Source organism: bacterium (assembly GCA_026414725.1).
Classification (GTDB): domain Bacteria; phylum Ratteibacteria; class UBA8468; order B48-G9; family JAFGKM01; genus JAAYXZ01.
Genome location: JAOAIL010000009.1, coordinates 32,647 through 58,769 on the forward strand (window position 1 = coordinate 32,647; position 26,123 = coordinate 58,769).

At 34.2% G+C, this 26,123-nt stretch carries 28 protein-coding genes; 11 read left to right on the forward strand and 17 right to left on the reverse strand.

Annotation, left to right across the window (positions count from 1 at the left end):
* The first annotated feature begins 2 nt into the window (after positions 1–2).
* Positions 3–431 carry a hypothetical protein gene (locus N3D17_04640; protein ID MCX8082663.1) on the forward strand — a complete coding sequence of 143 codons (429 nt, stop codon included), beginning with the start codon at positions 3–5 and terminating at the stop codon, positions 429–431.
* A 1-nt stretch (position 432) separates the two neighbouring features.
* Positions 433–876 (forward strand): hypothetical protein, encoded by a 444-nt coding sequence (locus N3D17_04645; GenBank protein ID MCX8082664.1) that lies wholly within the window; start codon positions 433–435, stop codon positions 874–876.
* Here N3D17_04645 and N3D17_04650 read toward each other — a convergent pair.
* From N3D17_04650 to nusA, 17 genes are all read right to left on the reverse strand, one after another.
* A complete protein-coding gene (locus N3D17_04650; GenBank protein ID MCX8082665.1) occupies positions 864–1,940 on the reverse strand; it encodes an MFS transporter in 1,077 nt (358 codons plus the stop codon). The two genes, N3D17_04645 and N3D17_04650, sit on opposite strands and share 13 nt — an antisense overlap.
* 60 nt (positions 1,941–2,000) lie before the next feature.
* Positions 2,001–3,257 carry a transcription termination factor Rho gene (gene rho / locus N3D17_04655; GenBank protein MCX8082666.1) on the reverse strand — a complete coding sequence of 419 codons (1,257 nt, stop codon included), beginning with the start codon at positions 3,255–3,257 and terminating at the stop codon, positions 2,001–2,003.
* 84 nt (positions 3,258–3,341) lie between these two features.
* Positions 3,342–3,962 carry a dephospho-CoA kinase gene (gene coaE / locus N3D17_04660; protein MCX8082667.1) on the reverse strand — a complete coding sequence of 207 codons (621 nt, stop codon included), beginning with the start codon at positions 3,960–3,962 and terminating at the stop codon, positions 3,342–3,344.
* Positions 3,944–5,191, reverse strand: a complete 1,248-nt coding sequence (ahcY, locus tag N3D17_04665; GenBank protein MCX8082668.1) for an adenosylhomocysteinase — start codon at positions 5,189–5,191, stop codon at positions 3,944–3,946. The genes coaE and ahcY overlap by 19 nt, the downstream gene beginning before the upstream one ends.
* Positions 5,188–6,330 carry a methionine adenosyltransferase gene (metK, locus tag N3D17_04670; protein ID MCX8082669.1) on the reverse strand — a complete coding sequence of 381 codons (1,143 nt, stop codon included), beginning with the start codon at positions 6,328–6,330 and terminating at the stop codon, positions 5,188–5,190. The genes ahcY and metK overlap by 4 nt, the downstream gene beginning before the upstream one ends.
* A gap of 2 nt (positions 6,331–6,332) precedes the next feature.
* The gene (locus N3D17_04675) at positions 6,333–7,364 is read right to left on the reverse strand and encodes a bifunctional phosphoglucose/phosphomannose isomerase (GenBank protein ID MCX8082670.1); all 1,032 of its coding nucleotides are present in this window, start codon (positions 7,362–7,364) and stop codon (positions 6,333–6,335) included.
* 1 nt (position 7,365) lies between these two features.
* Positions 7,366–9,090: a phosphoenolpyruvate--protein phosphotransferase gene (ptsP, locus tag N3D17_04680; GenBank protein ID MCX8082671.1), complete on the reverse strand. Its 1,725-nt coding sequence runs from the start codon at positions 9,088–9,090 to the stop codon at positions 7,366–7,368.
* 30 nt (positions 9,091–9,120) lie between these two features.
* Positions 9,121–9,594: a PTS sugar transporter subunit IIA gene (locus N3D17_04685; GenBank protein MCX8082672.1), complete on the reverse strand. Its 474-nt coding sequence runs from the start codon at positions 9,592–9,594 to the stop codon at positions 9,121–9,123.
* A gap of 20 nt (positions 9,595–9,614) precedes the next feature.
* A complete protein-coding gene (locus N3D17_04690; GenBank protein ID MCX8082673.1) occupies positions 9,615–9,911 on the reverse strand; it encodes an HPF/RaiA family ribosome-associated protein in 297 nt (98 codons plus the stop codon).
* A gap of 13 nt (positions 9,912–9,924) precedes the next feature.
* Positions 9,925–10,821: a SpoIID/LytB domain-containing protein gene (locus N3D17_04695; protein ID MCX8082674.1), complete on the reverse strand. Its 897-nt coding sequence runs from the start codon at positions 10,819–10,821 to the stop codon at positions 9,925–9,927.
* Positions 10,787–11,353, reverse strand: coding sequence for a hypothetical protein (locus tag N3D17_04700; protein MCX8082675.1), 567 nt, complete (start codon positions 11,351–11,353; stop codon positions 10,787–10,789). The genes N3D17_04695 and N3D17_04700 overlap by 35 nt, the downstream gene beginning before the upstream one ends.
* Entirely contained in the window at positions 11,314–11,826 is a 513-nt protein-coding gene (locus tag N3D17_04705; protein ID MCX8082676.1) for an HAD hydrolase family protein, read from the reverse strand. Before N3D17_04705 ends, N3D17_04700 begins: the two co-directional genes overlap by 40 nt.
* The gene (locus tag N3D17_04710; GenBank protein MCX8082677.1) at positions 11,816–12,811 is read right to left on the reverse strand and encodes a KpsF/GutQ family sugar-phosphate isomerase; all 996 of its coding nucleotides are present in this window, start codon (positions 12,809–12,811) and stop codon (positions 11,816–11,818) included. The genes N3D17_04705 and N3D17_04710 overlap by 11 nt, the downstream gene beginning before the upstream one ends.
* A 48-nt stretch (positions 12,812–12,859) precedes the next feature.
* The gene (kdsA, locus tag N3D17_04715) at positions 12,860–13,696 is read right to left on the reverse strand and encodes a 3-deoxy-8-phosphooctulonate synthase (protein MCX8082678.1); all 837 of its coding nucleotides are present in this window, start codon (positions 13,694–13,696) and stop codon (positions 12,860–12,862) included.
* Positions 13,697–13,723: 27 nt separating this feature from the next.
* Entirely contained in the window at positions 13,724–14,062 is a 339-nt protein-coding gene (locus N3D17_04720; GenBank protein ID MCX8082679.1) for a histidine triad nucleotide-binding protein, read from the reverse strand.
* 23 nt (positions 14,063–14,085) lie between these two features.
* Positions 14,086–16,251 carry a translation initiation factor IF-2 gene (infB, locus tag N3D17_04725; GenBank protein ID MCX8082680.1) on the reverse strand — a complete coding sequence of 722 codons (2,166 nt, stop codon included), beginning with the start codon at positions 16,249–16,251 and terminating at the stop codon, positions 14,086–14,088.
* Complete coding sequence (gene nusA, locus N3D17_04730; GenBank protein ID MCX8082681.1) at positions 16,208–17,407, reverse strand: transcription termination factor NusA; 1,200 nt, start codon at positions 17,405–17,407, stop codon at positions 16,208–16,210. The genes infB and nusA overlap by 44 nt, the downstream gene beginning before the upstream one ends.
* Before the next feature lie 110 nt (positions 17,408–17,517).
* Here nusA and N3D17_04735 point away from each other — a divergent pair, with 110 nt between their 5' ends.
* The 9 genes from N3D17_04735 to N3D17_04775 form a co-directional block, all read left to right on the forward strand.
* Entirely contained in the window at positions 17,518–17,886 is a 369-nt protein-coding gene (locus N3D17_04735; protein ID MCX8082682.1) for a hypothetical protein, read from the forward strand.
* Entirely contained in the window at positions 17,883–19,274 is a 1,392-nt protein-coding gene (locus tag N3D17_04740; protein ID MCX8082683.1) for a CCA tRNA nucleotidyltransferase, read from the forward strand. The genes N3D17_04735 and N3D17_04740 overlap by 4 nt, the downstream gene beginning before the upstream one ends.
* A gap of 8 nt (positions 19,275–19,282) precedes the next feature.
* Complete coding sequence (locus tag N3D17_04745) at positions 19,283–19,780, forward strand: HIT domain-containing protein (protein ID MCX8082684.1); 498 nt, start codon at positions 19,283–19,285, stop codon at positions 19,778–19,780.
* Positions 19,771–21,003 carry an endonuclease Q family protein gene (locus N3D17_04750; protein ID MCX8082685.1) on the forward strand — a complete coding sequence of 411 codons (1,233 nt, stop codon included), beginning with the start codon at positions 19,771–19,773 and terminating at the stop codon, positions 21,001–21,003. Before N3D17_04745 ends, N3D17_04750 begins: the two co-directional genes overlap by 10 nt.
* A gap of 37 nt (positions 21,004–21,040) precedes the next feature.
* Complete coding sequence (gene lpxK, locus N3D17_04755) at positions 21,041–22,012, forward strand: tetraacyldisaccharide 4'-kinase (protein MCX8082686.1); 972 nt, start codon at positions 21,041–21,043, stop codon at positions 22,010–22,012.
* Between the two features lie 45 nt (positions 22,013–22,057).
* Positions 22,058–22,993: a 7-cyano-7-deazaguanine synthase gene (locus tag N3D17_04760; protein ID MCX8082687.1), complete on the forward strand. Its 936-nt coding sequence runs from the start codon at positions 22,058–22,060 to the stop codon at positions 22,991–22,993.
* A 48-nt stretch (positions 22,994–23,041) separates the two neighbouring features.
* Positions 23,042–24,370, forward strand: coding sequence for an amidophosphoribosyltransferase (gene purF, locus N3D17_04765; protein ID MCX8082688.1), 1,329 nt, complete (start codon positions 23,042–23,044; stop codon positions 24,368–24,370).
* Positions 24,367–25,371: a carbamoyl phosphate synthase small subunit gene (locus tag N3D17_04770; GenBank protein ID MCX8082689.1), complete on the forward strand. Its 1,005-nt coding sequence runs from the start codon at positions 24,367–24,369 to the stop codon at positions 25,369–25,371. Before purF ends, N3D17_04770 begins: the two co-directional genes overlap by 4 nt.
* A gap of 9 nt (positions 25,372–25,380) precedes the next feature.
* Positions 25,381–26,123 (forward strand): carbamoyl-phosphate synthase subunit L (locus N3D17_04775; protein ID MCX8082690.1); only part of this gene is annotated, 743 nt, incomplete at its 3' end.

Here is a 26,123-nt window from a genome sequence, read left to right on the forward strand (position 1 = left end):
CTATGGAAAGAGAACAGATACACAAGGATTTTCATGGTGCGTTAAGTACCGGTTTTGAATATCTTAAAAAAAGGTTCGGGAAGAAGACATTAGAAGAGTTTCTGGAAGTTTGTGGCAGGAATATGTATAGAGACCTTATAAAGAAAATTAAAAAAGAAGGGCTTCATCCAATAGAAAAGTACTGGAATGCTATCTTTTCACTTGAAGGAGCGAAATTTAAAATAGAAAGGAAAAGCAATGAGGTGGTTTTGAAAGTTACAGAATGTCCTGCGATATCATACATAAGAAAAGCAGGATATTCTATTTACAGTGATTTTTGTATTCAGTGCAGGGTGATAAATAGAGTAATTGCAGAAGAGACAGGGTTTGTTTCAGAGGTAGTTTCAGAACAAAATAAATGCAGGTGTATTCAGAAATTCAAGGAGAGATAGAATGATTTCCTGTACAGAGTTTATCCTCGCCTATAACGAACTTTTCAAATTTCTTCATAAAAAGTATGGAAAGAAGGCAGTGGTGGACTTCTGGATTTATATCTCTGACAATTTTCTGACAAACCTTGATACACTTGTGAAGGAAAAAGGAATTGCAGGTATGGCGGAGTACTGGACACATACACTTACAGAAGAGAAAGCAGAGTACTGTATGGAAGTAGGTAGAGATAGATTTGGGATATATATAAAGAAATGTCCTTCTGTAGGGATTATGAATAGAAGAAATGTTGAAAAATATCCTTATTACTGTGAACACTGTGATATCCTGTACAGAAGAATTATAGAGAAATATGGATTTAACTACAGAATAAGGTTTATAGATGTTGACAAAGGTATATGTTGTATAAAAGTGTATAAAAATAAAAAGAAAAATCAGTATCTATGAATATACAGTCCAGTAATAAGAATAAGAGAGCCAATTATTACATAAGCCATAGGAAGATTTATGAACTCGCCCAGTAGTCCTGCAGTAATAGACCCTACGAATGCGCCAGCCCCTATTATACCTTCATGTATCTCAGTTTTAAGGTTATATTTTATATGCATATGCAAACTGTTATGGTATGAAAAAGCTCCTGCAATACCCATGATAATAACAGATGAAAGTATTATAAAAGGATGATTGCTAAGTCCTATTGTAATGCAGCTGATAAAAAGAAATATACATACAAGAATATAGTTTGCCGGATATAATATAAGGGATTTATCCATAAGCAGGGAAAATGTAATAAACCTGCTAACAAATAACATTCCTATAGTTATTCCAATAAACTGGGGATTAAATCCTTTCATAAGTCCAAGTTTAGGATACAGGAAGAATACTGCACCTGATGCAAAGAAGTGTAGAAAGTGGACTAATCTAACTTTTTTTATAATTTTTATAGGTAATACCTGGACTTCTGTTATTTTAGATGAAGGAGAGTTTATTGTGTGAAAAGATAATGTGCTCCTGTTTTTTATAAGGATAAAAAAAGCCAGTATTTCCAAAAGTATTATAATAAATGCTGGCAGGTGAGGATTTAAACCGTATATAAATCCTGATAAGAATGTACCGCATATTACTCCTGCAGACCAGGAGAGATTAAATATGCCTATTTTAATATCATCTTTAGTATCAGCAAAACATCTCTGAACCGATGGCCAGAAAAGTCCGAGAAAAGTACCTCCTATGAACAAAAATATGAAAATAAGGGGTAGAGGAGAAAAGAATAATAGAAAATAATTTATCCCTATAATCAGAGGTGCATATATAAAAATTTTATTTTTCAGAGGATAACGTGCAAGTAATAAAGTGGAAATAGTGTATATAAAATTTATAGTGAATCCAACAAGTCCTATGATTAAAGGTCCACAATTTTTTTCTTTAGATAGAAACAATGTAAGTGCTATGGTAAGAAGATTACCGCTGCACGTCATTAAAAAACTTGCTATATATATTGCCTGGAACATATGAATATTAGAATACTTATTGAATAGTTAAAACCAGTTTTTCCCTTTTGCTACTTTATATTACTGGGTCTGTGCTTTGATATTGAGGAGAAGTTCTATATTGGATTTTGCACTCTTCATCCTCGCTATTAGCAGTTCCATCGCCTCTATGGGATTTAATGGAGCAAGAACTTTTCTTAAAAGCCACATAAGTTGTAGTTCATCCGGATTTACGAGGAGTTCTTCTCTTCGTGTACCAGACCGGTTAATATCTATTGCTGGAAAGATTCTCCTGTCAGCAAGTTTTCTGTCAAGATTAATCTCCATATTTCCTGTTCCTTTGAACTCTTCAAAAATAACATCATCCATCTTACTCCCTGTATCTATAAGTGCTGTTCCAATAACTGTTAAACTTCCTCCTTCCTCAATGTTTCTTGCTGCTCCAAAGAACCTTTTGGGTTTATCAAGAGCAGTGGATTCAAGACCGCCTGACATAATTTTTCCTGTGTGAGGGACGAGAACATTATAAGCCCTTGCAAGTCGTGTGATACTGTCAAGTAGAATTACAACATCTTTTTTATGTTCTACAAGACGTTTTGCTTTTTCCATTACTATTTCTGCTACCTGTGTATGTCTCTCAGGTGATTCGTCAAATGTTGCACTTATTACTTCACCTTTCACGATTCGTCTCATCTCTGTAACCTCTTCCGGTCTTTCCGCTACAAGTAATACAATAAGATATACCTCAGGATGATTTTTTGCTATTGAATTTGCAAGTTTTTGAAGGATAACTGTTTTTCCTGCTCGTGGTGGTGATACAATCAGTCCTCTCTGTCCTTTGCCTATGGGGGTAACAAGGTCTATTACCCTTGTGGTTATCTCTTCTGAAGTTGTCTCCAGTAAGAGTCGCTGGTTGGGGTGGATAGGAGTAAGTTCTTCAAATGGTATTCTTGATTGAATACTTTCAGGTGGGTCACCATTTACGTTTTCAACTTTTAACAGAGCAAAATATTTTTCGTTGTCTTTTGGTGGTCTTACCTGTCCCGCGATTGTATCTCCTGTTTTCAAAGAGAATTTTTTAATCTGAGACGGGGAGACATATATATCATCAGGTCCTGGTAGATAGTTGTAATTTGGAGACCTCAAAAATCCAAATCCATCAGGAAGTATTTCTAAGACCCCTTCAGCAAACAAAAGTCCTTCTCTTTTTGTCTGTGATTCCATTATCTTATATATAAGTTCTTCTTTCCGGAGATTGCTTATACCTTCAACCTTAAGTGCTTTTGCTATTGTTTGCAATTTAGGGATTGTTAATTTCCTCAGTGCTGCTACATCCATATCTTTCAAGTCCTTAAGAACTTCCATATTATTTATTAATTCCATATATTGCCTCCTTGATTTTTTAAGGAATAGATAATGTATTTATTCTGTGAGAACTTTTAACTTTTTTATAATATCTTTAACCTGTTGAAATGTTTTAGAGTAAAAACCTGAATTATCAATAACATAGTCCGCTTTTTTTTCTTTCTCTCTCAATGGGATTTGTGCGTTCCATCTTTCTTTTATCTCTTTTTTACTAAATCTTCCTTCCAGCCGTTGCGAGATTTTCTGGTGGGATGCTGAGACAACAACTATTTTATCAACTAATTTTTCCGATTTTGTTTCAAACAATAAAGGAATTTCTATTGCTATTATACTCTTTTTTCTGCTGTAGTCAAGTAATTTTTTATCAATCTCTTTGAAAACATAAGGATGTAAAATCATTTCAAGTTTTTTTCTTTCCTTATTATTAGAAAACACAATATTACTCAATCGTTGTCTGTCAATCTTACCTTTGTTTATGACATCTTTTCCAAAGACAAGACTTATCTTATTTATAATCTCTTTTTTCTTCAAAAGATTATGGACTATATCATCACAGGATATTACAGGAATTCCATTTTTCTTAAAGATAGAACTCACTGTGGTTTTTCCTGAACCAAATATACCAGTTATTCCAATTTTAAGGGAGTTTTTTTGTTTTTTTATGTTCCCGCTTCCCATGAAGCCAGATATTTTTTTTGTTCAGAGGTTAGTTTGTCTATTCTTATACCCATTGTTTTAAGTTTCATCTCCGCAACTTTTCTATCTATATCAGAAGGAACTTTATATACCTCTGGTTTTAATGAAGGATGATTTTTAAGATATTCAAGAGATAAAAACTGATTGGCAAAACTCATATCCATAACACAAGAAGGATGCCCTTCAGCACATGCAAGGTTTACAAGTCGTCCTTCTCCTAATAGATAAATTTTTTTCCCGCTGGGCATTATATATTCATCAAGACACTCTTTTATTTTCCTTTTTTTAGCAATACTTTCAAGAGATGCTACATCAATCTCTACATTGAAATGTCCTGCATTGGCGAGGATTGCACCATCTTTCATCTTTTTTATATCCTTTAACCCTATGACTGTTGTATTTCCTGTTGAAGTTATGAAAATATCTCCGATTTTTACTGCTTCTGATACAGGTAAAACATAATATCCATCCATTATTGCCTCAAGTGCCTTCACTGGTTCTATCTCAGTAATAATAACCCTGGCACCCATTCCTGATAAACGTTTTGCTATTCCTTTACCACACCATCCATAACCACATACAACTGCTATCTTCCCACTTATCATAATATTGGTAGCGCGAAGTATTCCATCAACAGTTGACTGACCTGTTCCATATCTATTATCAAAAAGATGTTTTGTATCAGCGTCATTCACTGCAATAACAGGAAATTTTAACATCCCTTTTTTTGCTAAATTTCTAAGACGTATTACACCTGTTGTTGTCTCTTCTGTAGCTCCTATAAGGTTTTCTGTAAATACAGGATTTTTATGAAGTGATGATATAAGATCACATCCATCATCTACCACAAGATGTGGTTTTATTGCCATAACATTTTTAATGTTCTGATAATATGCCTTCTTGTCGTCCCCATACTTTCCAAAGACATTTATTTTTTCATATTTTACAAGACAGGCAGCCACATCGTCCTGAGTGCTTAATGGATTTGAAGCACATAGATAAATATCTGCTCCGGCTTCTTTAAGGGTTATTACAAGATTGGCTGTTTCGGTTGTAATATGCAGACAGCATCCTATCCGCATCCCCTTAAATGATTTAATCTTTTTATAGGTGTCTCTCAGCAAACCCATAACTTTCATATCCTGATATGCCCATTCAATCCTTTTCTTACCTCCTTCTGCTAATTTTATATCCTTTATTGAATAGTTCATCTTATCTCCTTCTGGAAGATTTTGATAGCATCCTTCTTTTCCCATGTAAATCCTTCTTCTTCTCTACCAAAGTGGCCATAACAGGCGGTTTTTCTGTATATTGGTTTTAAAAGGTCCAGTTTTTTTATTATGCCCCACGGTGAAAGGTCAAAGTTATTTCTGATTAATTTCACTATTTCATTATCAGGTATTATCCCTGTATTTTCAGTGTTTACCATTATTGATACGGGTTGTTTCATTCCTATTACATAGGCAATTTGAAGTTCACATCTTTTTGCTAATCCTGATGCCACTATGTTTTTTGCAAGGTATCTTGCAATATAGGAAGCAGACCTGTCAACCTTTGTTGGGTCTTTACCAGAAAAACATCCTCCTCCATGACTGCCTACTCCACCATAGGTATCTACTATTATTTTTCTCCCCGTTACTCCTGTATCTGCCTGTGGTCCCCCTATGATAAATCTACCTGTAGGATTAACAAAAATTTTCATTTTTTTACTTCTCATCTCGTAGGGTATAACTTTTTTTATAACCAATTCTATAAGGTCTTCCTTAATTTTTTTATGACTGACACTGGGATTATGCTGTGATGAAAGTACAACACTTTCAACACTCCTCGGTATACCATTTTCATAACGGACTGTTACCTGGGATTTTCCATCAGGTCTCAAGTATTTTAGTTCTCCTTTTTTTCTTACCTCTGCAAGACGGCGGACAAGTTTATGTGCAAGGATTATTGGCATTGGCATTAGTTCTTCTGTCTCATCAGTCGCATACCCGAACATCATTCCCTGGTCCCCTGCACCACCTTTATTAACTCCAAGTGCAATATCAGGGGATTGGTTCTGAATGGATGTAATGATAGCACTGGAATCAAAGTTAAATCCATAAGAGGTATCAGTATATCCTATGTCTTTTAATAATTCTCTTACAACGCCAGGAATGTCAACATAACCAGTTGTTGTTATCTCTCCCGCAACAAAAATAAGTCCTCTTGTTGTAAGACATTCACAAGCAACCCTTCCATTTTTATCCTGCTTGAGTACTTCATCCAGTATAGAATCAGATATCTGGTCACAGATTTTATCCGGATGTCCCTCTGTAACTGATTCTGAAGTAAAAAGATAAGAATTTTTCATATTTAACCTCCTAATTTTTGTTTAAGTAAGTTTATCTCTGCTATCTCTGTTGGATTTTCATTATTGAGAATAGCGAGATAGAAACTTATCCAGTCACCGAGAACAATCAGATAGAATAATTCTTCAAGTAAAGATTCTCCTTCAGCTATTAAATTAATTATCTGTGGTTGTTTCTTGAAAATAATCTCTTTAGTTATCTCAAATCTTAAATTTACTCTCGGATGTTCCTTTTTAGATATTATAAAGACAGGTAGGCACTTTTCTATAAACCATTCAGGATAACGCCAGGACATAATCTCATTATGGTTCATTTCAGGGAAGACGTTCATAAAAGCAAATGCTTTGCTATTTTCTGCAATCTGTGTTTTCCACCTTGTAATTACAGGTAGAAATTTATTACTTGAATAGAGTAAAGGGATTCTGTTATAGAATTTTTCTGCAAGATGTTTTGCTAAATTATCTTTATTTTCCGGTAAGAATTTTTCAATCCATCTTGCCATTGCAGTAAAAATTTTATTTTCTACAGAAGGGACAACACCGATTTGCTCCATTATTTTATAACAGGAGAAGAAAAGATATCCTAATGCACATCTTGGGGGAAATCCAGCAGGTATCTTTACAAAAGGTATATTTTCTTCTTTAACAATTTCTTCTATTTTTCCACCACTTGAGATACATACTATAGAAGTTTTTCTTTTTATAGATTCTTTTAGAACACTGAGTGTTTCTTCAGTATTACCTGAATAACTTATAGCCACTACCAGTGTTTTTGCATCCGAAGCCCAGAGTGGAAGTGTATAGTCCCTGTTCACAAAAGTAGGTATTTTAGAATTTTCAGAAGCAATAGTAGAGATTATATCTCCTCCTATTGCAGAGCCACCCATACCAGAGAAGATAACTTTTTCTATTGACTTAAAAGGCATTTCAGGAATAACAAAGGAATAACCATCTTTACACTGAGAGGCAAATCCTTTAAGTTTGTTGAACATATCCTGTTTATCCAGTTTTTTTATATTTTCTATCATAGATTCCATTTCAACCTCCATTTATTCTGTTTAAAAGATATTTATAGACCTGTTCATGTGTTTCAAATGAAATGACCTCTTTTAAAATTTCTACCATAGTAGTATATTTTACAGACCTTATCTTTTCTTTTACTGCAGGGATTGCAGACGGAGCCATACTTAACTCGTCTATACCCATACCTACAAGAAGACATGCTATCTCAGGAATGGAAGCCATCTCTCCGCAAAGGCCGGTCCATATACCTTTTCTCTTTCCGTTTTCAATAGTAAGTTGTATAAGTTTTATAACAGACGGATGGCATGGTTGATAAAGGTGCAATATCTTTTCATTACTCCTGTCAACTGCGAGTGTATACTGCACCAGGTCATTTGAACCGATACTGAAGAAGTCAGATTCTACTGCAAGTTTATCAGTTATAAGGGCTGCTGAAGGTGTTTCTACCATTATCCCTACTTCAATATCTTCCTTAAAATGTTTTTTCTCTTTTTTAAGGTCATTTTTTACCTTTTGTAGTATTTTATGAGACATTCTTACCTCTTCTATTGTTGAAACCATAGGAAACATCACCTTTAAATTCCCATAAACAGAAGCCATCAGAATTGCCCTTAATTGGGTTTCAAAAATATCCTGTCTTTCTAAAGAAAATCTTATTCCTCGCCACCCGAGAAAAGGATTAAGTTCTTTCCTTATAGAAAGGACAGATACAAATTTATCTCCTCCAATATCTATTGTTCTTATAATGACAGGTTTTTCCGTTCCTATCTTTTCAGCCACTTTTTTATATGCGATGAAGTGTTCCTCTTCTGTAGGAAGGTCATTCCTATTGAGATATAGATATTCTGTTCTATAAAGTCCAATTCCATCTGCTCCATATTTTTTGGCTGCCTCTACTTCTTCTGGAAGTTCTATGTTAGCATGCAGGAATATCCTTTTACCATCTATTGTTTCGCAAGGTTTATCTCTGAGAAAGAGTAGTTGTTTTTTCCGCATTGATAATTGTTCCTGCTTCTTTTTATAATCATCAATGATATTTTTTGAGGGCTTTATTATAACATCTCCTGTATACCCATCTATAATCACAGTATCACCGGTTTTTATCTCTGTTATTATCTTTTCCCCAGCAACCACTGCTGGAATTTCCAGTGCTTTTGCAATTATTGCTGTGTGTGATGTTTCACTCCCTATTGCTGTTATAAATCCTCTAATATAACTTTTATTAATTGAGACAGTTTGACTGGGGGATAGGTCTCTTGCAACGATTATTTCATCAGAGAATATTTTTATTCCTGTATAAGAAGAACCCCGAAGATTATGAATAATTCTTTCAATAACATCTAATATATCCCTTCTTCTGTCTTGATGAAAATCCTTTTCTTCTTTTTTGAATATTCTACTTATTTGATTTATTACTTTCCTGACTGCACTCTCGCTGTTTACCTTTTCTTCTTTTATAATCCTTTCTACTTCACTTTTGAACAATTTATCTTTCAGGAGTGCAAGATGAAATGAAAATATATCTGCATACTTAGTACCAACCTCTTTTTCAAATGTTTGTTTGAGTTCCTCAATCTGGGATTCCGATGTATTGATTGCATCATGAAATCGTGCTATTTCTTTTTCTATGGTGGACTTATCAATAGTATATTCTGTGTCCTGTAAAGAATAGGATTCAAGAACAAATGCTTTTCCAATAGCAATACCGGGAGAGATACCTATCCCTTTTATTTTTTTCATTGTCATGAAAAGCAAATTTTACTATAATCTTTATGATATAGTAGTTAATTTTTCTTCATCTTCTTTTATGATATTGAAAACTTCTACAGGTGAAGATGCCTTACGTAAAGCATTCCTGAATGTTTTATCCTTGAGCAGCCGCGCTATCTTTGCAAGTGCTTTAAGATGCAGCCCTATGGATTTTGTAGGTGCCAGTATGAGAAAGATAATGTAAACAGGTTCACCATCAAGAGCATCAAAAGAAACGCCATTTTCTGAGATACCAACTGCTCCTACAAGATTTTCAATCTGGTCTGTCTTGGTATGTGGAACTGCAATACCGCCTCCTATCCCAGTTGAACCTAACTTTTCTCTTTCCAGTACACTCTCAAGTATTTCATCAGTATTGTTGATGTATCCTCTCTTTTTCAATAGGTCCAGTAATTCTGCAATTGCTCCTTTTGTTTCTCTACTCTTAATCCCTATTAATATACAATCATCCTTCAAAAAATCTGTTATTTTCATCCTGTCCTCTCCTTTTTCAGTTATATTTTATAGTTTTTTGCCACTACTTTATCATGCATCTTTCTTGTCTGCATTTTTGCTCTATCAAACAATTTTTCAACACTTCTATTCATATCATTATCCTCATCTTTGAGAAAGATATTATAACTTTTAGAATGAATTTTTATTTCACTGATGTAGATAGCCCCTTCTTTTTTTATATGAAATTCAGCATGTCCCTCATCAAAGAGAAATTTTCTCAACCGTTCAAATTTATCTCTAATATACTCTTCAAATCCTTTATCTATAGGAACTGCTGAGTGAATTTTTATTTCCATTAGCACCTCCATATTATTCAATACGTGACAATTCCATTTCAGGAAAGTAATACTTTAGTATCTGTTTATAATCCCAGCCATTTTCTGCCATCTTTTTTGCGCCCCACTGGCACATTCCGACTCCATGTCCATAACCTCTACCCTCAAATATAAAAAAATTATTCTCTCTCTTTATATTAAAATTTGTACTGGGAATTATTTCAGGATTATTGAAAGATACATATTTATTTCCATTAACCATCATCCTGAATCTATGTCCCGTCAGGTTTATAATTTTACCATCTTTTCCTGCTAATCTCAAGGAAATCACACGACCTGTATTATCTCTTTTTTCAATAGATATCTTTTCAATATATGGCAATCCCAGTATTTTTGATAGTTTTTCCTGTGAGAATGACTTTTTCCATAAAGAGTAGGGGCTTTCAATACAGTAAGGATCTTCTACTGAAGAGATGTGAAAATAACTTCCTCCCCATACATCCGATGTTTTTGCCGTATGTCCACCGCAGGTAGCGTGGAAAAATACCTGAACAATATTTCCATTATAAGTTAAAATCTCTCCTTCTGTATCTTTTACTGCTTTTTCTATTTTTTCACAGCAATTTGCATCATATACCTGATGGAATATAGAATTCTCAATATCGTATGGAAGTTCTTTTTTTCTACTCTCATTTATCATATATACAGCAAATGTACGAGATACAACCGCCTGTGCTTTTAATGCTTCTTCAGGCCAGAGAGAATCCATCTCTTTTGAAAGAACTCCTACAAGATAGTTTTCTATATCAAGGGTATTAATAGTCAGATTATTTCCATATTTTTTAACACATACCCTTATATCCTGACAGAAAACCATACCTGTAAATAATAAAATACTAATGAGAACTTTTTTCTGTATATATCTGTGCATTTACATTCCCTTTAATATCAAGAGAGTTTTTCTCAAGATTATAGTACATTATGTCTCCAGAAAAATAATTGTCTCCCCGTTTTATAATAGGGGATATCTCCATAATAATAGTTTTTTCTGTTTCTCTATAAGTAAGTTTTTTACAACTGCCTTCCATTGTTATATCTTTCGTTTTTATATCTCTGTAGACAATTTTTATATTACCTGTAATTATAATGGTTTTGACTTTCTTTTCGTCAGGGTCTATTTTAATTTCACCAGAACCTTCTTTCCCTGTTGATATTTCTATAATCTCTGTTCCTGTTGAGAGTGATAATTGTGGAGTGTTTATTGATGCTTCTTGGGAAGAGATTTCAGCACTTTCACCCTCTAAAACAAAGCCAGCCCTCTTGTCTGTAAATTGTTTCAATGTAAAGTTTTTTATCTCTTCTTCTGGTTTTTCTAATGCTTTATTTTCTTCTTTTCTAACACATCCACATATCAGAAGTAAAACTATAATGATGCTAAAAACTTTTTTAGAATGTTTTCCCATACACCTTTCCCTTTTAGAATGACTTCAACCGTCTCTCTGAATACACCATCCCCTCCGGCTTTCTTACATATATAGTCAGCGATATTTTTAATCTCTTTACAGGCATTATAAGGAGCAACAGAAAACCCTGCTTGCTTCATTATATTAAAATCTTGGAGGTCATCACCGATATAACATATCTCTTGCCATCTTATACCTTTCTTTGTTATAAATTTTTCTATCGCTGAGAGTTTATTCTCTACACCTTCAATATAACAGTCAACTTTAATTTCAGAAAACCGTTTTTTGGTCTCTTCTGATTTCTTGGCACTTATAACTATTGTTTTTATACCTGCTATTGAAAGTAGTTTAAAACCAGTTCCATCTTTTGTGTTAAAATTGCGGTATATCTCCCCTTTGAAATAGAAAATCTTTCCGTTTGTTAAAACACCATCAATATCAGTTGCAACAACTTTTATATTTTCAATATTCAATTTTGAACTCTTTTTTTCCAAGTAAGTCATGTAAGTGTACAACTCCCCTTGCTTTTCTATCTTTGTTAAGTATTACAAGACAGGTAATTTCTAATTTTTCCATTATACTCAATGCCTCTACAGCAAGACATTCTTCATCTATGGTTTTTGGTTGTTTTGTCATATACTCTTCTGCCTTTACATCAGAGATATCTGTTTTTTTATTTAGCAGTCGTCTTATATCACCATCTGTGATAATACCTGCCACCCTTCCATTTTTATCACTGACGAGGGTAAACCCAAGATTCTTTTCAGTTATTTCTCTTACGACGTCAGATATTTTAGCATCCTTGCCTACAAAAGGAATCTCTTTTCCTTTATGCATAACATCTTTAACTTTCAGCATCAACCTTTTCCCCAGATTCCCTGCAGGATGGAAAAATGCAAAGTCACGTTTCTGAACACCTTTTATACGCATTAACGATAATGCCATTGCGTCTCCGAGGACCAATGCGCAGGTTGTACTTGAAGATGGTATCATACCGAAGACATCTGCTTCCTTAATATCTCCTGTTTCTATTACAATATCACTGTATCTTCCTAATGAAGAATTTTTTGAACAGGTAAGAGATATGACAACCGCTCCTATCTTTCTTATAGAAGGCAGTATTCTTAATATCTCTTCTGTCTCTCCACTGTTTGAAACAACCATAACTATATCGTTTTTTGAAACAGTACCGAGGTCTCCATGGACAGCATCTCCTGGGTGTAAAAATACAGAAGGTATCCCTAAACTGGAAAATGTACCTGCGATTTTACGACATATAATACCACTTTTCCCCATACCTGTAAGTATAATCTTGCCTTTACAATGAGAAATTGTATCAAGTGCATTTATAAAATCGTTACCCAGATGATTACGTATGTTTTTTAAATTCTGGCATTCTGTATCAATAACATTTTTAGCATAATTTAATAAATCCATTTTCTTCATATTCGTTTTCATATATACTCTATAGAATCAATATAGAATCAATAATATCTTTATTATTCATCAACTATTCTTTTTATTTCCAGATAAAGCAAGATATATAGATTTAAGTTCTGTCAGAAGTATCTCCATCTCTTTTAAGTTTAGCATATTGGAACTATCTGACAATGCTTTTGAAGGGTCGGGATGAACCTCAGCAAATATTCCATCACAGCCAACCGCTATGGCAGCTTTTGCAAGATAAGGAACAAATTCCCTGTTCCCTCCAGAACTTTTTCCCAGTCCACCAGGTTGTTGAACACTATGAGTAACATCAAATATTACAGGGTATCCAAAACTTCTCATTATAGGTAGAGCACGGAAATCAGATACAAGGTTGTTATATCCAAAACTTGTTCCACGTTCAGTAATAAGCACTTTTTGGTTACCTGTTGAGATAACTTTCTCTATTATGTTTTTTACTTCCCATGGTGAAAGGAATTGACCTTTTTTTACATTAACTGCCTTTCCAGTTTTACCTGCAGTAACAAGGAGGTCTGTCTGTCTGCAGAGGAAGGCAGGTATCTGAATTATATCAACTACATCAGCAACCGGCATTATCTGAGTTTGACAGTGTACATCAGTTGTAACAGGTATTTCAAATTTCTTTTTGACTTTTGCAAGTATTTCAAGCCCCTTTTTCATTCCATGCCCTCTAAATGAACTGATAGAAGACCTGTTTGCCTTGTCAAATGATGCTTTGAATACGAAGGGGATATCTTCTTTCTCACATATCTTTTTAAGATATTCAGCAGTATCAAATACAATCTTTTCATTTTCTATAACACAGGGACCGGCTATAAGACAGAAGATATTTTCCCCTCCAATTTTAATATTTTTTAGTTTTATTTCTTTAACCATATGAATATTCACTGATTATCAGAAATATCAACCAGGAGGCCATTGCATAACCCTGCCTCCTAATAGATGCAGATGGAGATGTTCAACACTCTGTCCAGCATTACGGTTGGTGTTTATAACAATTCTATATCCGTTTTCTTCTATTCCTTCTTTTTTTGCAAGTTTCGTAGCGATATTTAATAACTGTCCCAGTATAGATATATCCTCTGTATCATAAAGTTTCGCAATGTGTTTTTTAGGAATTATAAGGATATGGATAGGTGCCTGAGGGTTTATATCACGGAAAGCAATGAAGTCATTATCTTCATAGACACTGCTACATTTCATTTCTCCCCTGACTATTTTACAGAAGATACATTCTTCCATTTCTATGTTCTCCTTTTAAACACTTAAATTTTCCTCGCTACTTTAGTTTTTATATACGACTGGATAATATCTCCTTCCTGGAAGTCAGAGAATTTTTCTATTCCTATTCCACATTCAGTATTTTGTTTTACTTCTTTTACATTCTCTTTGAACCTTTTTAAACTGGATATACTCCCCTGGTATATAACAGTACCATTCCTTATAATTTTAGCGATAGAATCTCTCGTAATCACTCCGTTAACCACAAGGCATCCTGCAACACACTCATTATTTGAAAGACGGAAGACCTTTTTTACCTGTGCCTGTCCTGATAGAACTTCCTTTTCTTCCGGTTCCAACATGCCTTCAACAGCTCTTCTTATCTCATCAGCAAGTTCATAGATAATCCTGTAAGTTCTAACTTCTACGCCTTCACTTTTAGCAAGTTCTTCCGCTTTTTGTAATACAGGGACATTAAAACCTAACACAATCGCATTTGAAGCAGAAGCCAAAAGAATATCTGATTCTGATACTGCCCCTGTTTCTGAATGGATTATATCAATTTTAACCTCACTTGTTGGTATCTTTTCAATAATATTTCTTATTGCTTCAATTGTTCCCACATAATCCGTCTTCAATATCAATTTTAATTCTTTCAATCCACCCTTCTGAATTTCTTTGTAAAGATTTTCAAGTGTTATCTTCCTTGTAGATATTTCTTTTCCAGCAGTTCTATAGTTCCTTTGTTCTATAATCTCCCTCGCAATCTTTTCTGACTCTACAACATGAAAATCTTCTCCAGGGTTTGCTACTCCCTCACCCCCTAATATCTCAACAGGGGTTGAAGGTCCGACTTTTTCAAGCCGTCTTCCCCAGTCGTCTATAATTGCTCTAACTTTTCCCTTAATAGCTCCTGCTACAAAAAAATCACCGGTTTTCAGTTCCCCATTTCTTATAAGCACATTTATAATAGGACCTTTCGTTTTGTCAATATATGATTCAATAACTATTCCATCTGCTCTGCCTTCTGGAGATGCTTTCAATTCAAGCATCTCTCCTAAAAGAATTATCATATCAAGCAAATCTTCTATCCCCTGTCCTGTTAGACCTGAAACATTAACAAATATTGTATCTCCACCCCATTCTTCTGGAATAAGTTTGTGTTCAGCAAGTTGTTTCTTCACTTTATCCGGATTGACATTGGGTTTATCTATCTTGTTCACTGCTACTATGATGGGGACATTTGCAGACCTTGCATGATTTATCGCTTCAACTGTTTGTGGTTTTACCCCTTCATCAGCGGCAACAACCAGAACAACTATATCTGTAATCATCGCACCTCGTGCTCTCATAGATGTAAATGCTTCATGTCCTGGCGTATCAAGAAAGACAATAGAACCTTTAGAAGTATTAAGTTTATATGCTCCGATTTTCTGAGTAATCTGTCCATATTCTTTGTCTGCTATACGACTTTTTCTGATAGTATCAAGTATAGTTGTTTTACCGTGGTCTACATGTCCCATAATCGTAACAACAGGGGCACGCGGTACAAGTAGTTTTTCTTTTTCTACAACAGGTTTTTTTTCTATTGCAGGTGTAACGAACTCTGTTTTCAAACCAAAGTATTCACACAAATTTTTAATATTTTCTTTCCCTGGACACTGGTTGATATTTAGCACAATCCCTTTTGTAAGGAAAAATTTTATGATTTCGTTTGCTGGTATTGCAATTTTCTCAGCAAGTTGTTTTATATTCTCTGTCCCTTGCAAGAGAACATTTGGTTTTACTTCTTCAGTAGTTGTTTTTTCTGTAATTTCTGTAACAGGTGGGCTAATTTCTTCTGTTTGTATTACAGTTTCTGGTATTTTTTCTATATCTTCTTTTTTAGTTTTTACACTTTTTGCTTTATGGGTTGTTTTTCTTTTTTTCTCCCGGGAGATTGTTTTTGATGGCGTCTCTTTTTTCTTCTTGGATAGCACCTTCTTCTTATGTTTTTCAGTAGTTTCCCCTTTTTTTTCTTTTTTTTCCCCTGTTCGTTTATCTTTCGGCTCTTTCAATTTATTCTCAATATATCTGTCAATTTTTTCTATCTCTTCATCCGACAGAACACTTACTGTTTTCTTGCCTTTAATTCCTAAATTTTTCTCCAGCAGGGCAAGAAAATCCTTACCCTGCATCTTGAGTTTCTTCGCTTTGTCCCTTACTTTCATTGTTTTCCTTAATTATCTTTTCTCTGTATTCTTTTGCTTTTTTTATAAGTTGTTCAGCCATATCTTCACTAATGGAAGGTATCTTTTTTAATTCTTCCACATCTGCTTCTGAAAGAGATTTTATTGAGCCAAACCCATACTTTGCCAGTTCAGTAGCAATTGTTTCATCCATGCCTTCTATTACAGAAATAGCAGGTTTTCCTCCTGCTGCATATTCACTTTCCCTGACAACTCTTATATCCCAGCCAGTGAGTTTTGAAGCAAGCCGTACATTTTGTCCTTTTTTCCCGACAGCTAGGAACACCTGACTATCTTCAACAACTACTATCGCTTCTTTTTTCCTCTCGTGTATTATAACTTTTTTCCCTGTTGCAGGGCTTAAAGAGTTCAGGATATATTTATTTATATCTTTATCCCATAGTATAATCTCTACCTTCTCTCCGCTTAATTCTTTCATTATGTTTTTTATTCTACTTGCTTTTTCTCCAACACATGTTCCAACAGGGTCAATTTTAGAGTCAGTTGAAAATACAGCGATTTTTACAAGGTCACCAGGAAATCGTGCTATATCTTTAATTTGTACAATCCCTTCTGTAATTTCGGGGACCTCTTTTTCTAAAAGACACCTTACAAAATCAGGATGTGTTCTGGAAAGGATTATCTGATAGATTCCTTTATTGGGCTTTCTAACTTCCAGTATATAAGCGTTTATAGGACTACCTACCTTGAAGTGGTCATTTTCTAATCTATGGAGATGTGGAAGAAGTCCCTCAGCTTTTCCTAAAGACACTACAATATTATCTTCTTCAAATCTTTCCACCCGTCCACTTACTACAGTACCTTCTAATTTCTTGAATTCATTGTATATAGTGGATTTTTCTGCTTCCCTCAGCCGTTGCATAATGACATGTTTTGCTGTCTGTGCTGCTATACGTTCCCATGGAAAAGAAGGAGGTGGTATTACTTCACCCTTTTCATTGAGAAACTTAATGTCCCCTGTATCAGGATCTATCTTTATACTTATACCTTCATCCATCTTTGCTTTTTTGCGATATACCGTTAACAGTCCACTTTCCAGGGCAGAAAGTAAAAATGCTTTATCTATACCTTTTTCTTTTTCCCAGTACTCAAGTAAAACCATTAGTTCCTTCTTCATTCAATTCCACCTCCATTTCTATTTTACGAACTTTTCAGAGATTAGTCAATATAAGGTATAATAATAAAATAAAAGTTTACTATATAAAATAAACTAAAATTTATGATTTAATGGAATGGAAAAAATGCAGGGATGGTTTTGTAGGAATTAATATAGTTGAGGTGAGAAGTGTAAAAATTGCTGCTCCGGATGGTCAGATTAAAAGATTTAGAATTTGTACTCTCAGAGACCCCTCTTCTATTAAATTCTCCAAAATTCCTGCAGAAGCACGGCTTTTTAAATCAGAAAAGGGTTATATAGGAGTGCTTATTTCAGGTAAGTATGGTGGTTATGTCAAGGTCGGAAAAGGTGTTACTGTTCAACAGTGCCTTTCTGTTTCTCTGAATTGTGTCAATAAAAAGGTTGTTAAACAATTGTTAAAAGGAACTTCTATTGAAATAACTGATATAGATGGGACTATCATAGGAATAGAAAGATGAAAAAATTTTCTTCGGAGGATATTATAAAAAAGCTTGGAGAATTTTCAGAAAGGAAAGGAATCATTTCATATCTTGTGGGTGGATATATAAGGGATAGATTACTTAGACGAAAGAGTAATGATATTGATATTGTAATGGAAATGGATGCGCTTGCTTTTGCAAAGGACTTTGCTATTGAATATCACCTTCCAATGCCTGTTTTTTACGGTAGATTTGGGACAGCCATGATAGAAATTTCAGGTATAAAGATTGAATTTGCAACAGCAAGAAAGGAAAGTTATCCTGACAATTCGAGGAAACCGTATGTTCAGAATGCGACCATAGAAGAAGATTGTGCAAGAAGGGATTTTACTATTAATACTATAGCACAGAATCTTATTACCGGAGAAATTATTGATTTTTTTAATGGAAGACAGGATATTAAAAATAAGATAATAAGAACTCCTGTATCTCCAGAAAAGACATTTTATGATGACCCATTAAGAATATTGAGAGGTATAAGGTTTGCGACAAGATTAAAATTTGAGATAGAAAAACATACAATGGATGGTATGAAAAGAAATGTATCACGCCTCCATATAGTCAGTACAGAAAGAATATCAGAAGAGATATTGAAGATATTGGAGGCAAAAGAACCATCAAGAGGTTTTTATCTACTGGATGAGATAGGTGCACTGGAAATAATTCTTCCGGAAGTATCTGCGTTGAAAGAGAAAAAAACAGAACATCCCTGTAAAGAATTATTTCCTCATACCTTAAAGGTTCTTGATAATACCAGTGCCCATACAAAAAATATATATCTTAAAATGGCAGCGTTGCTTCATGATATTGGGAAACCTTCAACTCTACAGATAATAAATGGTAAAGTAAGTTTCCATAGACATGAATTTGTCGGACAGAAAATGGCTTATAAGATATGTAAAAGATTCAATATACCTGAAGATAAAGGGAAATTTATTGGACGAATGATAAGGTTTCATCTCAGGCCACATCTACTTGCTAAAGAGAATCCTACGGATAATGCTCTCAGGAGATTTATAAGGGAGATGGGGAAGGATATAAGACCACTTTTTACACTTGCGAAGGCAGACCTTACAAGTCATAATCCTGGAAGGGTAAGAAATGCACTTGAAAAATTAGCACAACTGGAGGAACGTATAAAAGAAATCAACAGAAAGGATAAGATAAGTTCTTTCAAACTTGCAATAGATGGTTATGTTATAATGGATTTATTCAGTATCTCTCCGGGCAGGAAGGTAGGAGAGATAAAAGAGAGATTAGAATCACTTGTGCTGGATGGAATAATAAAGAACAGAAAAAGAGACCTCAAGCGATATATAAAAGAAAATAAAGAGGTAATTTTATCCAGTTTGAAGGGAGAGAAATGAAAAAATATATGGATATTTTATGGGCACCATGGAGAATGGCATATATAAAACAGGGTGATAAAAAAAAGGGATGTTTTCTTTGTAAAGCAATCAAGGATAGTAATGACAGGAAAAATTTTATTCTATATAGAGGTAAATATTCTTTTGTGATTATTAATACATTTCCATATAATAATGGACATCTTATGGTCGTTCCTAATAGACATATAGCCAGTATAGAAAAGATGAAAGAGGAAGAGGAAAAAGAGATATTTTTTCTTCTAAAAGCATCAGTAAAAATAATAAAAAAGGTTATTAACCCAGAAGGGTTCAACATAGGAATTAACCTTGGAGAGATTGCAGGTGCAGGTGTTGCAGGACATATACATTTTCATATAGTCCCCAGATGGAAAGGAGATACAAATTTTATGCCTGTAATCTCCAGTTCAAAAGTTATATGTCAGTCGCTAGTGGAACTTTATAAAATTTTATATTTAGAGTTCAGGGAGTTAAAAAGATGTATATAGCGGACTTTCATATTCATTCTAAATACAGTCGTGCTACAAGTAAAAATATGAATCTTGATGAACTTACAAGATGGGCAAAATATAAAGGTATAAACCTACTCGGAACAGGTGATATCACTCACTTCTTATGGTTCCATGAACTTTCACGAGTTCTTGTAGAGACCGACAGGGATGGTATATACCATTACAACGGTATTGACTTTATTCTTACAGGAGAGGTATGTAATATCTTTGAAGATAGAAAGGGGAAAGTAAAAAGGGTACATCTCATTATATTTCTATCTTCTTTTTCAAAGGCAGATAAGCTTAATAAAGTTCTGGAGAGATATACGGACCTTAATATAGATGGTAGACCTATATTACAAATGGATGTTAAAGAGTTTGTAAAGATATTTAAAGACAGTGATGATGCAGGTTTTATAGTACCCGCTCATATATGGACACCTCATTTTTCTCTTTTTGGGTCTAACTCCGGTTTTAACTCCATATATGAATGTTTTGGAGATTTTGAAGATGAGGTTTTTGCTCTTGAGACAGGTTTAAGCAGTGACCCCGAAATGAACTGGATGGTTTCATCTCTTGATAGATATTCGCTTATTTCTAATTCAGATGCACACTCTCCTACAAAAATAGGGAGAGAAGTCAATATATTTACAGACAGGTTTGATTTTTATCAGTTAAAAAAATTTTTGAGAGATAAAGATACAAATAATTTTTTACTAACGGTTGAATATTTTCCTGAGGAAGGGAAATATCATTTTGATGGTCATAGAAACTGTAATGTCTGTATGTCTCCTGAAGAGACAAAAAAGAATAACAATATCTGTCCTGTGTGTGGTAGAAAAATGACAATAGGTGTGATGAATCGTGTTTATGAATTATCTGATAGAAACTATGGAGAAAAACCATCCAAATTTGTTCCTTTCCGAAAGATGGTTCCACTTGACCAGATTATTGCAAGTATTTTAAATAAGGATGTAGATTCACTTCAGGTAAGAAACAAGTATATAGAGATTATTGAAAGAACGGGTTCTGAATTCACTGTACTTCTCAATCTTCCAGAAGATGAGTTAAGGAAAAAGATTGATGAAGATATTGTTGATGGAATATGTAAAGTAAGAGAAGGGAGAATAAATATTGTTCCTGGATATGATGGAGAATTTGGAAAAGTGGAGATACCCTGTAGAGATTTTAAAATTGAGGACGAGCAGACCCTTTTTTAGCAATATCTACAGGAGATTTACTCTTCAAAGAAACAATTTGTTTTTTAAAGTTCTCTCAATATATCTTATACCTTTTTCTCTGTGTTATCTGGCAGTTATATATCTGAAAAGGTGTTTTGTCCGAATAAGAAGATTAGAAGTTCCTGTTATAAGTGTAGGAAATATCACCGCTGGTGGAACAGGGAAAACATCTCTAGTAATGTATATTGCAGATTTTTATCAGAGATATAGAAAACATATCGTTGTGGCTTCTTCTGGCAATAAGAAAGGGCAGATAAATTCATCAATGGAAGATGAAGCAATTATGTTAAAACAGAATATACCAGGAATAACAATTACAGGTAAAAAGATAGAAGAGATTTATAAGGAGCTTTCTGGCAATAAAAAGGATATTGTGATTCTGGATGATGGATTTCACTGCCATCATATCTATAAAGATATGGACATTTTAGTTATAGATGCTACAAATCCTTTTGACAATAATTTTCTGATACCAGCGGGTCTTTTGAGAGAACCTAAGAGAGAACTTAAAAGGGCAGATGTATTTATAATAAGTCATTCTTCTATGGTAGATACTATGAGGTGTAAGAATCTTATAAGGTATCTAAAAAGATATAGAAAACCTGTATTTACTATGGATTATAAAATTGATTCCATACAGAATAATATAAATGGACATCTGCCTTTAAGTTCATTAAAAGGTAAAGTGCTTCTTGCCTTTACAGGGACAGGAAATCCTTTTAGTTTTTTCTCTTTATTATCAACGGTATCACCATTAAAAATATACGGAGTTATATATCCCGACCATTTCCATTATCAGACACAGGATATAAAAGAACTGGAAGATACCTTCCTAAAGAAAGGGGCAGAATATCTTATAACGACAGAAAAGGACTATGTGAAATTAAGTGAGTATAGATGGAAAGTACCTGTCTTTTTTCTTAAGATAAAACCGATTTTGAATAACAGAGAGGAATTTGACATATTACTATATAATACAGTAGAATAATTTGTTTAAGAAGAATAAGAAGAAAATCATAAGGAGGTCAAAAAAATGTCTTTCTCACCTACTAAATTTATATCAGAGAAAGAAAAAGAACTTAAAGTTAAAATAGGCAATTCCAGAGCGATAGTAGCAACATCAGGTGGTGTTGATAGTATGACCTGTGCAATACTTGCAAAGAAGGTACTGGGTAATAATGTTGTTGTACTTTTTCTTGATGATGGACTTATGAGAGAGGGAGAACCAGAAGAAGTTAGGAAATTTTTTGAAAGTATGGGAATAAACCTTGAGGTCTGGGATGTAAAAGACAGGTTTTTTGAAGCATTGAAGGGGAAGATAGACCCCGAAGAAAAACGGATTGCTTTCAGAGATGCCTTTTATAGAACACTCGGACAGGCAGTGAAAAGTTATTCTGTGGATTTTCTTATTCAGGGGACTATTGCAGCAGATATTGTAGAAACACAGAAAGGAATAAAAACACAGCACAATGTTTTATCTCAGATAGGACTTAATCCTTCCACTTTTGGACTGAAAGTTGTTGAACCCTTAAAGGAACTTTATAAACATCAGGTAAGGGAAGTTGCTAAAAAATTGGGATTGCCGAATAAGTTTGCAGAAAGAAGACCCTTCCCAGGACCTGGATTAGCAACAAGGATAATAGGAGAAGTTGTTCCTGAAAAGGTAGAAAAGATAAGAAAGGCAACGAAAATAGTAGAGGAGACAATAACAGGTAAAAATGTTTTTCAAGTTCTTGTAGTTTTGCTTTCTGATAAAGCCACAGGTATAGTGAATGGTAAAAGGATATTGGGGGATATTATTGCCATTAGAGCAGTAGAGTCAAAAGATGCTCTAACAGCCAGTCCGTGTAAAATCCCATGGATGATTCTTTTCAAGGCGAGGGATAGAATTTTAAAGGAAGTTCCAGGAGTTGTAAAAGTAGTATATGATATAACACCCAAACCACCGAGTACGATAGAGTATATATAATAAGAGAACAGAAACATTAACATAGAGAAAATGTAATATTAAAAAGTAATGAATGAAGAAAATTGCGGTGTTTTTGGATTGTACAGAAGCGATAATAAACAGGTAGTAAAAGATTTATACTATGGGATATTTAAACTTCAGCATCGCGGTCAGAGGTATTGTGGTATAGCAACATCCTCTAATACAGATATCCATATTATTACCCATAAAGGATTTGTCCGTCATACCTTTACAGATATAGAACTTAAGTCACTGAAAGGCACATCTGGTATAGGACATGTAAGTTTAAAGGACCGTCAGCCAGTTATATTAATATCCAGAATGGGAAAGTTTGCCATTGCTTTTAGTGGTAATATACTGAACAGTGTAAAGTTAAGGAATCAGTTAAAAAATGAAGGGCATTCCTTCAGTAATGAGACAGATATAGAACTTATCGGTAAACTTATCTCTTACGAAAAGGATTTTCTTAATGGTATTGTACGATTGAGCGAAAGGGTGAAAGGAGCATACAGTATTGTTATACTTACAAAAGAAGGAATATATACAGCGAGAGACCCTTATGGTTTTAAGCCACTTATTATCGGTAAAGGGGCTGGTGCTATTGCTGTTTCTTCTGAATCCAGAGCATTTGATATTTTAGGAATGGAAGTTATCAGAGATGTTGAACCGGGTGAGGTATTATTTATAAATAAAAAAGGTATTACCACACTTACAAAGATTAAAAATTCCAGTCCTGCCTTCTGTGCTTTTGAATGGGCATATACTGCATCTATTGATTCTATTATTGAAGGGATTCCAGTAATAAGAGCAAGAGAAAATTTTGGAAGAAGGTTAGCAGAAAAAGATGGAAAGATATCTGCTGATTTAGTTGCACCTGTTCCTTTTTCAGGTATTGGATGTGCACTTGGATATCATCATACTTCAGGACTCCCTTATGAAGAGGTCTTCCTTATAGACAGGTTTGCAAGTAGAAGTTATACACCATTAACACAGGAAAGGAGAGATGAAGAAGCACGGATTAAACTTTCTGTGATAAAGGACAATGTGAAAGGGAAAAGAATAGTTCTTTGTGATGATTCTATTGTTAGAGGTACACAGATACAGTTTAAGGTTATGGAGTTGAAAAATGCAGGTGCAAAAGAGGTTCATGTAAGGATTGCCTGCCCTCCACTTATAGCCCCTTGTTTTTACGGTATATCTACCCGTTCTTATAAGGAACTTGCTGCAAAACGATTTTCCTTGAATGAGATAAAAGAACGGATAGGAGCAGATAGTTTGAGATATAATACTCTTGATGACTTTATTGATGCAATAGGATTACCGGCAAATTATCTTTGTCTTTCCTGTTTTACAGGGAAACGTGTGGAGGAGAGATGAAAAGTAAAGTTATACTGGAAACAGGAGATGTTTTTGAAGGAGATTTTTTTATAGAGGGAGAAATAAGTTCAGGACAAATAATTTTTGATACGAGGGTTGTTGGTTATGAGAAGGTTTTTACCAGTCCTGAATATTATGGGAAAATAGTATGTTTCACATATCCACTTATAGGGAATTATGGTATAAATTATGAAGATTTAGAGTCAGATACATTATTCCCTTCCGGTATTATCATCTCTGAACATAGTAAGATTTATAGTAATTTCCGTGCAAAATGTTCTCTAAGGGAATTTTTATGCAATAAGAAAATTCCTGTAGTAGAAGGAGTGGATACCCAGTATATCACAGAAATAATAAGAGAGAATAAAGGGATAAAGGGAGTAATTGCTCCTGCAGATGTGGATGAAATAGAAGTTCAGAATATATTGAAAGAAAAGAAAAGATTTTATCTTGATATAAAGAATATTGAAAAAGTAGGGGGTCCATATATTGCTGTTGTCCATCCTGCAAAAAGGAGTGAAATAGAAATTTTAAAATCCTTGCCGTTTGGCAATAATTTATTATATGTGAGTTTTTGTTCGGAGATTAAAGAAGTACTTAAATGTGCAGAATGGATATATCTTTCTTCTGCTTTTGAAGATGAAGAGACAATTTTCAAAACAGCAGAGATTATAAAAGGATTCATAGGTAAGATTCCTATAATAGGTTCTGGTGCAGGTCATCTTGCACTTGCTCTTGCTATGGGTGGAGAAATAGCGAGAGAAAAAGTTAACCATTATGGGACAAACCATCCTGTTAAAGATATGGAAAAAAACAGGAAATATATTACATCCCAGGCACACAGTTTTATAGTTAATAAAAATTCACTGATTAACAGAATAAGATTTATTAATATTACAGACGGTTCTGTTGAAGGTATCAGTGATAGAAAAAATAAGATTCTCTCTACTACATTTACTCCAGCATTAGATATTGTAAAGGAATTTTTTTCTTTTGTGTAAGGAGAATAAATGCCTAAAAGGAAAGATATAAAAAAAGTTATAATTATTGGTTCAGGTCCTATTGTAATAGGACAGGCATGTGAGTTTGATTATTCTGGTTCTCAGGCATGTAAATCATTGAGAGAAGAAGGGTATAACATAGTTCTTGTAAATAGTAATCCTGCTACGATTATGACAGACCCTGAAATGGCTGATTCCATATACCTTGAACCACTTACTGTTGATGTTCTAACAAAAATAATTGATAAGGAAAGACCGGATGCCTTATTACCAACACTCGGAGGGCAGACAGGACTTAATCTTGCTACATTTCTTGCAAGAGAAGGTGTGCTTGAAAGGTATGGTGTTGAGGTTATAGGTGCAGATATAGAAGTAATTGCGAGGGCAGAAGACAGAGAACTTTTTAAGAAAGCAATGATTGAAATAGGACTTAAAGTCCCTGAAAGTGCACTTGCATATAATTTTGATGAGGGGCTTGAAATAGGGAAAAAGTTGGGTTTCCCCCTTGTTCTTCGTCCTGCCTATACACTTGGAGGTACAGGCGGTTCTGTTGCATATAATATAGAAGAGTTTGAGAAAAAATTAGAATTTGCTCTGGATACAAGTCCTATCCATGAAGTCCTCCTTGAACAATCTGTTCTTGGTTGGAAAGAGATAGAGTTTGAAGTGATGAGAGATGTAGATGATAATGTGATAATGGTTACCTCAATGGAAAATATTGACCCTATGGGGGTACATACAGGGGATAGTAT

What these genes read in the sequence shown, in the direction of transcription:
- N3D17_04640 (MCX8082663.1), top strand. Translation starts at nt 3, where the DNA reads ATGGAAAGAGAACAGATACACAAGGATTTTCATGGTGCGTTAAGTACC.
- N3D17_04645 (MCX8082664.1), top strand. Translation starts at nt 433, where the DNA reads ATGATTTCCTGTACAGAGTTTATCCTCGCCTATAACGAACTTTTCAAA.
- N3D17_04650 (MCX8082665.1), bottom strand. Translation starts at nt 1,940, where the DNA reads ATGTTCCAGGCAATATATATAGCAAGTTTTTTAATGACGTGCAGCGGT.
- rho (MCX8082666.1), bottom strand. Translation starts at nt 3,257, where the DNA reads ATGGATGTAGCAGCACTGAGGAAATTAACAATCCCTAAATTGCAAACA.
- coaE (MCX8082667.1), bottom strand. Translation starts at nt 3,962, where the DNA reads ATGGGAAGCGGGAACATAAAAAAACAAAAAAACTCCCTTAAAATTGGA.
- ahcY (MCX8082668.1), bottom strand. Translation starts at nt 5,191, where the DNA reads ATGAACTATTCAATAAAGGATATAAAATTAGCAGAAGGAGGTAAGAAA.
- metK (MCX8082669.1), bottom strand. Translation starts at nt 6,330, where the DNA reads ATGAAAAATTCTTATCTTTTTACTTCAGAATCAGTTACAGAGGGACAT.
- N3D17_04675 (MCX8082670.1), bottom strand. Translation starts at nt 7,364, where the DNA reads ATGGAATCTATGATAGAAAATATAAAAAAACTGGATAAACAGGATATG.
- ptsP (MCX8082671.1), bottom strand. Translation starts at nt 9,090, where the DNA reads ATGAAAAAAATAAAAGGGATAGGTATCTCTCCCGGTATTGCTATTGGA.
- N3D17_04685 (MCX8082672.1), bottom strand. Translation starts at nt 9,594, where the DNA reads ATGAAAATAACAGATTTTTTGAAGGATGATTGTATATTAATAGGGATT.
- N3D17_04690 (MCX8082673.1), bottom strand. Translation starts at nt 9,911, where the DNA reads ATGGAAATAAAAATTCACTCAGCAGTTCCTATAGATAAAGGATTTGAA.
- N3D17_04695 (MCX8082674.1), bottom strand. Translation starts at nt 10,821, where the DNA reads ATGCACAGATATATACAGAAAAAAGTTCTCATTAGTATTTTATTATTT.
- N3D17_04700 (MCX8082675.1), bottom strand. Translation starts at nt 11,353, where the DNA reads ATGGGAAAACATTCTAAAAAAGTTTTTAGCATCATTATAGTTTTACTT.
- N3D17_04710 (MCX8082677.1), bottom strand. Translation starts at nt 12,811, where the DNA reads ATGAAAACGAATATGAAGAAAATGGATTTATTAAATTATGCTAAAAAT.
- kdsA (MCX8082678.1), bottom strand. Translation starts at nt 13,696, where the DNA reads ATGGTTAAAGAAATAAAACTAAAAAATATTAAAATTGGAGGGGAAAAT.
- N3D17_04720 (MCX8082679.1), bottom strand. Translation starts at nt 14,062, where the DNA reads ATGGAAGAATGTATCTTCTGTAAAATAGTCAGGGGAGAAATGAAATGT.
- infB (MCX8082680.1), bottom strand. Translation starts at nt 16,251, where the DNA reads ATGAAAGTAAGGGACAAAGCGAAGAAACTCAAGATGCAGGGTAAGGAT.
- nusA (MCX8082681.1), bottom strand. Translation starts at nt 17,407, where the DNA reads ATGAAGAAGGAACTAATGGTTTTACTTGAGTACTGGGAAAAAGAAAAA.
- N3D17_04735 (MCX8082682.1), top strand. Translation starts at nt 17,518, where the DNA reads ATGGAATGGAAAAAATGCAGGGATGGTTTTGTAGGAATTAATATAGTT.
- N3D17_04740 (MCX8082683.1), top strand. Translation starts at nt 17,883, where the DNA reads ATGAAAAAATTTTCTTCGGAGGATATTATAAAAAAGCTTGGAGAATTT.
- N3D17_04745 (MCX8082684.1), top strand. Translation starts at nt 19,283, where the DNA reads ATGGATATTTTATGGGCACCATGGAGAATGGCATATATAAAACAGGGT.
- N3D17_04750 (MCX8082685.1), top strand. Translation starts at nt 19,771, where the DNA reads ATGTATATAGCGGACTTTCATATTCATTCTAAATACAGTCGTGCTACA.
- N3D17_04760 (MCX8082687.1), top strand. Translation starts at nt 22,058, where the DNA reads ATGTCTTTCTCACCTACTAAATTTATATCAGAGAAAGAAAAAGAACTT.
- purF (MCX8082688.1), top strand. Translation starts at nt 23,042, where the DNA reads ATGAATGAAGAAAATTGCGGTGTTTTTGGATTGTACAGAAGCGATAAT.
- N3D17_04770 (MCX8082689.1), top strand. Translation starts at nt 24,367, where the DNA reads ATGAAAAGTAAAGTTATACTGGAAACAGGAGATGTTTTTGAAGGAGAT.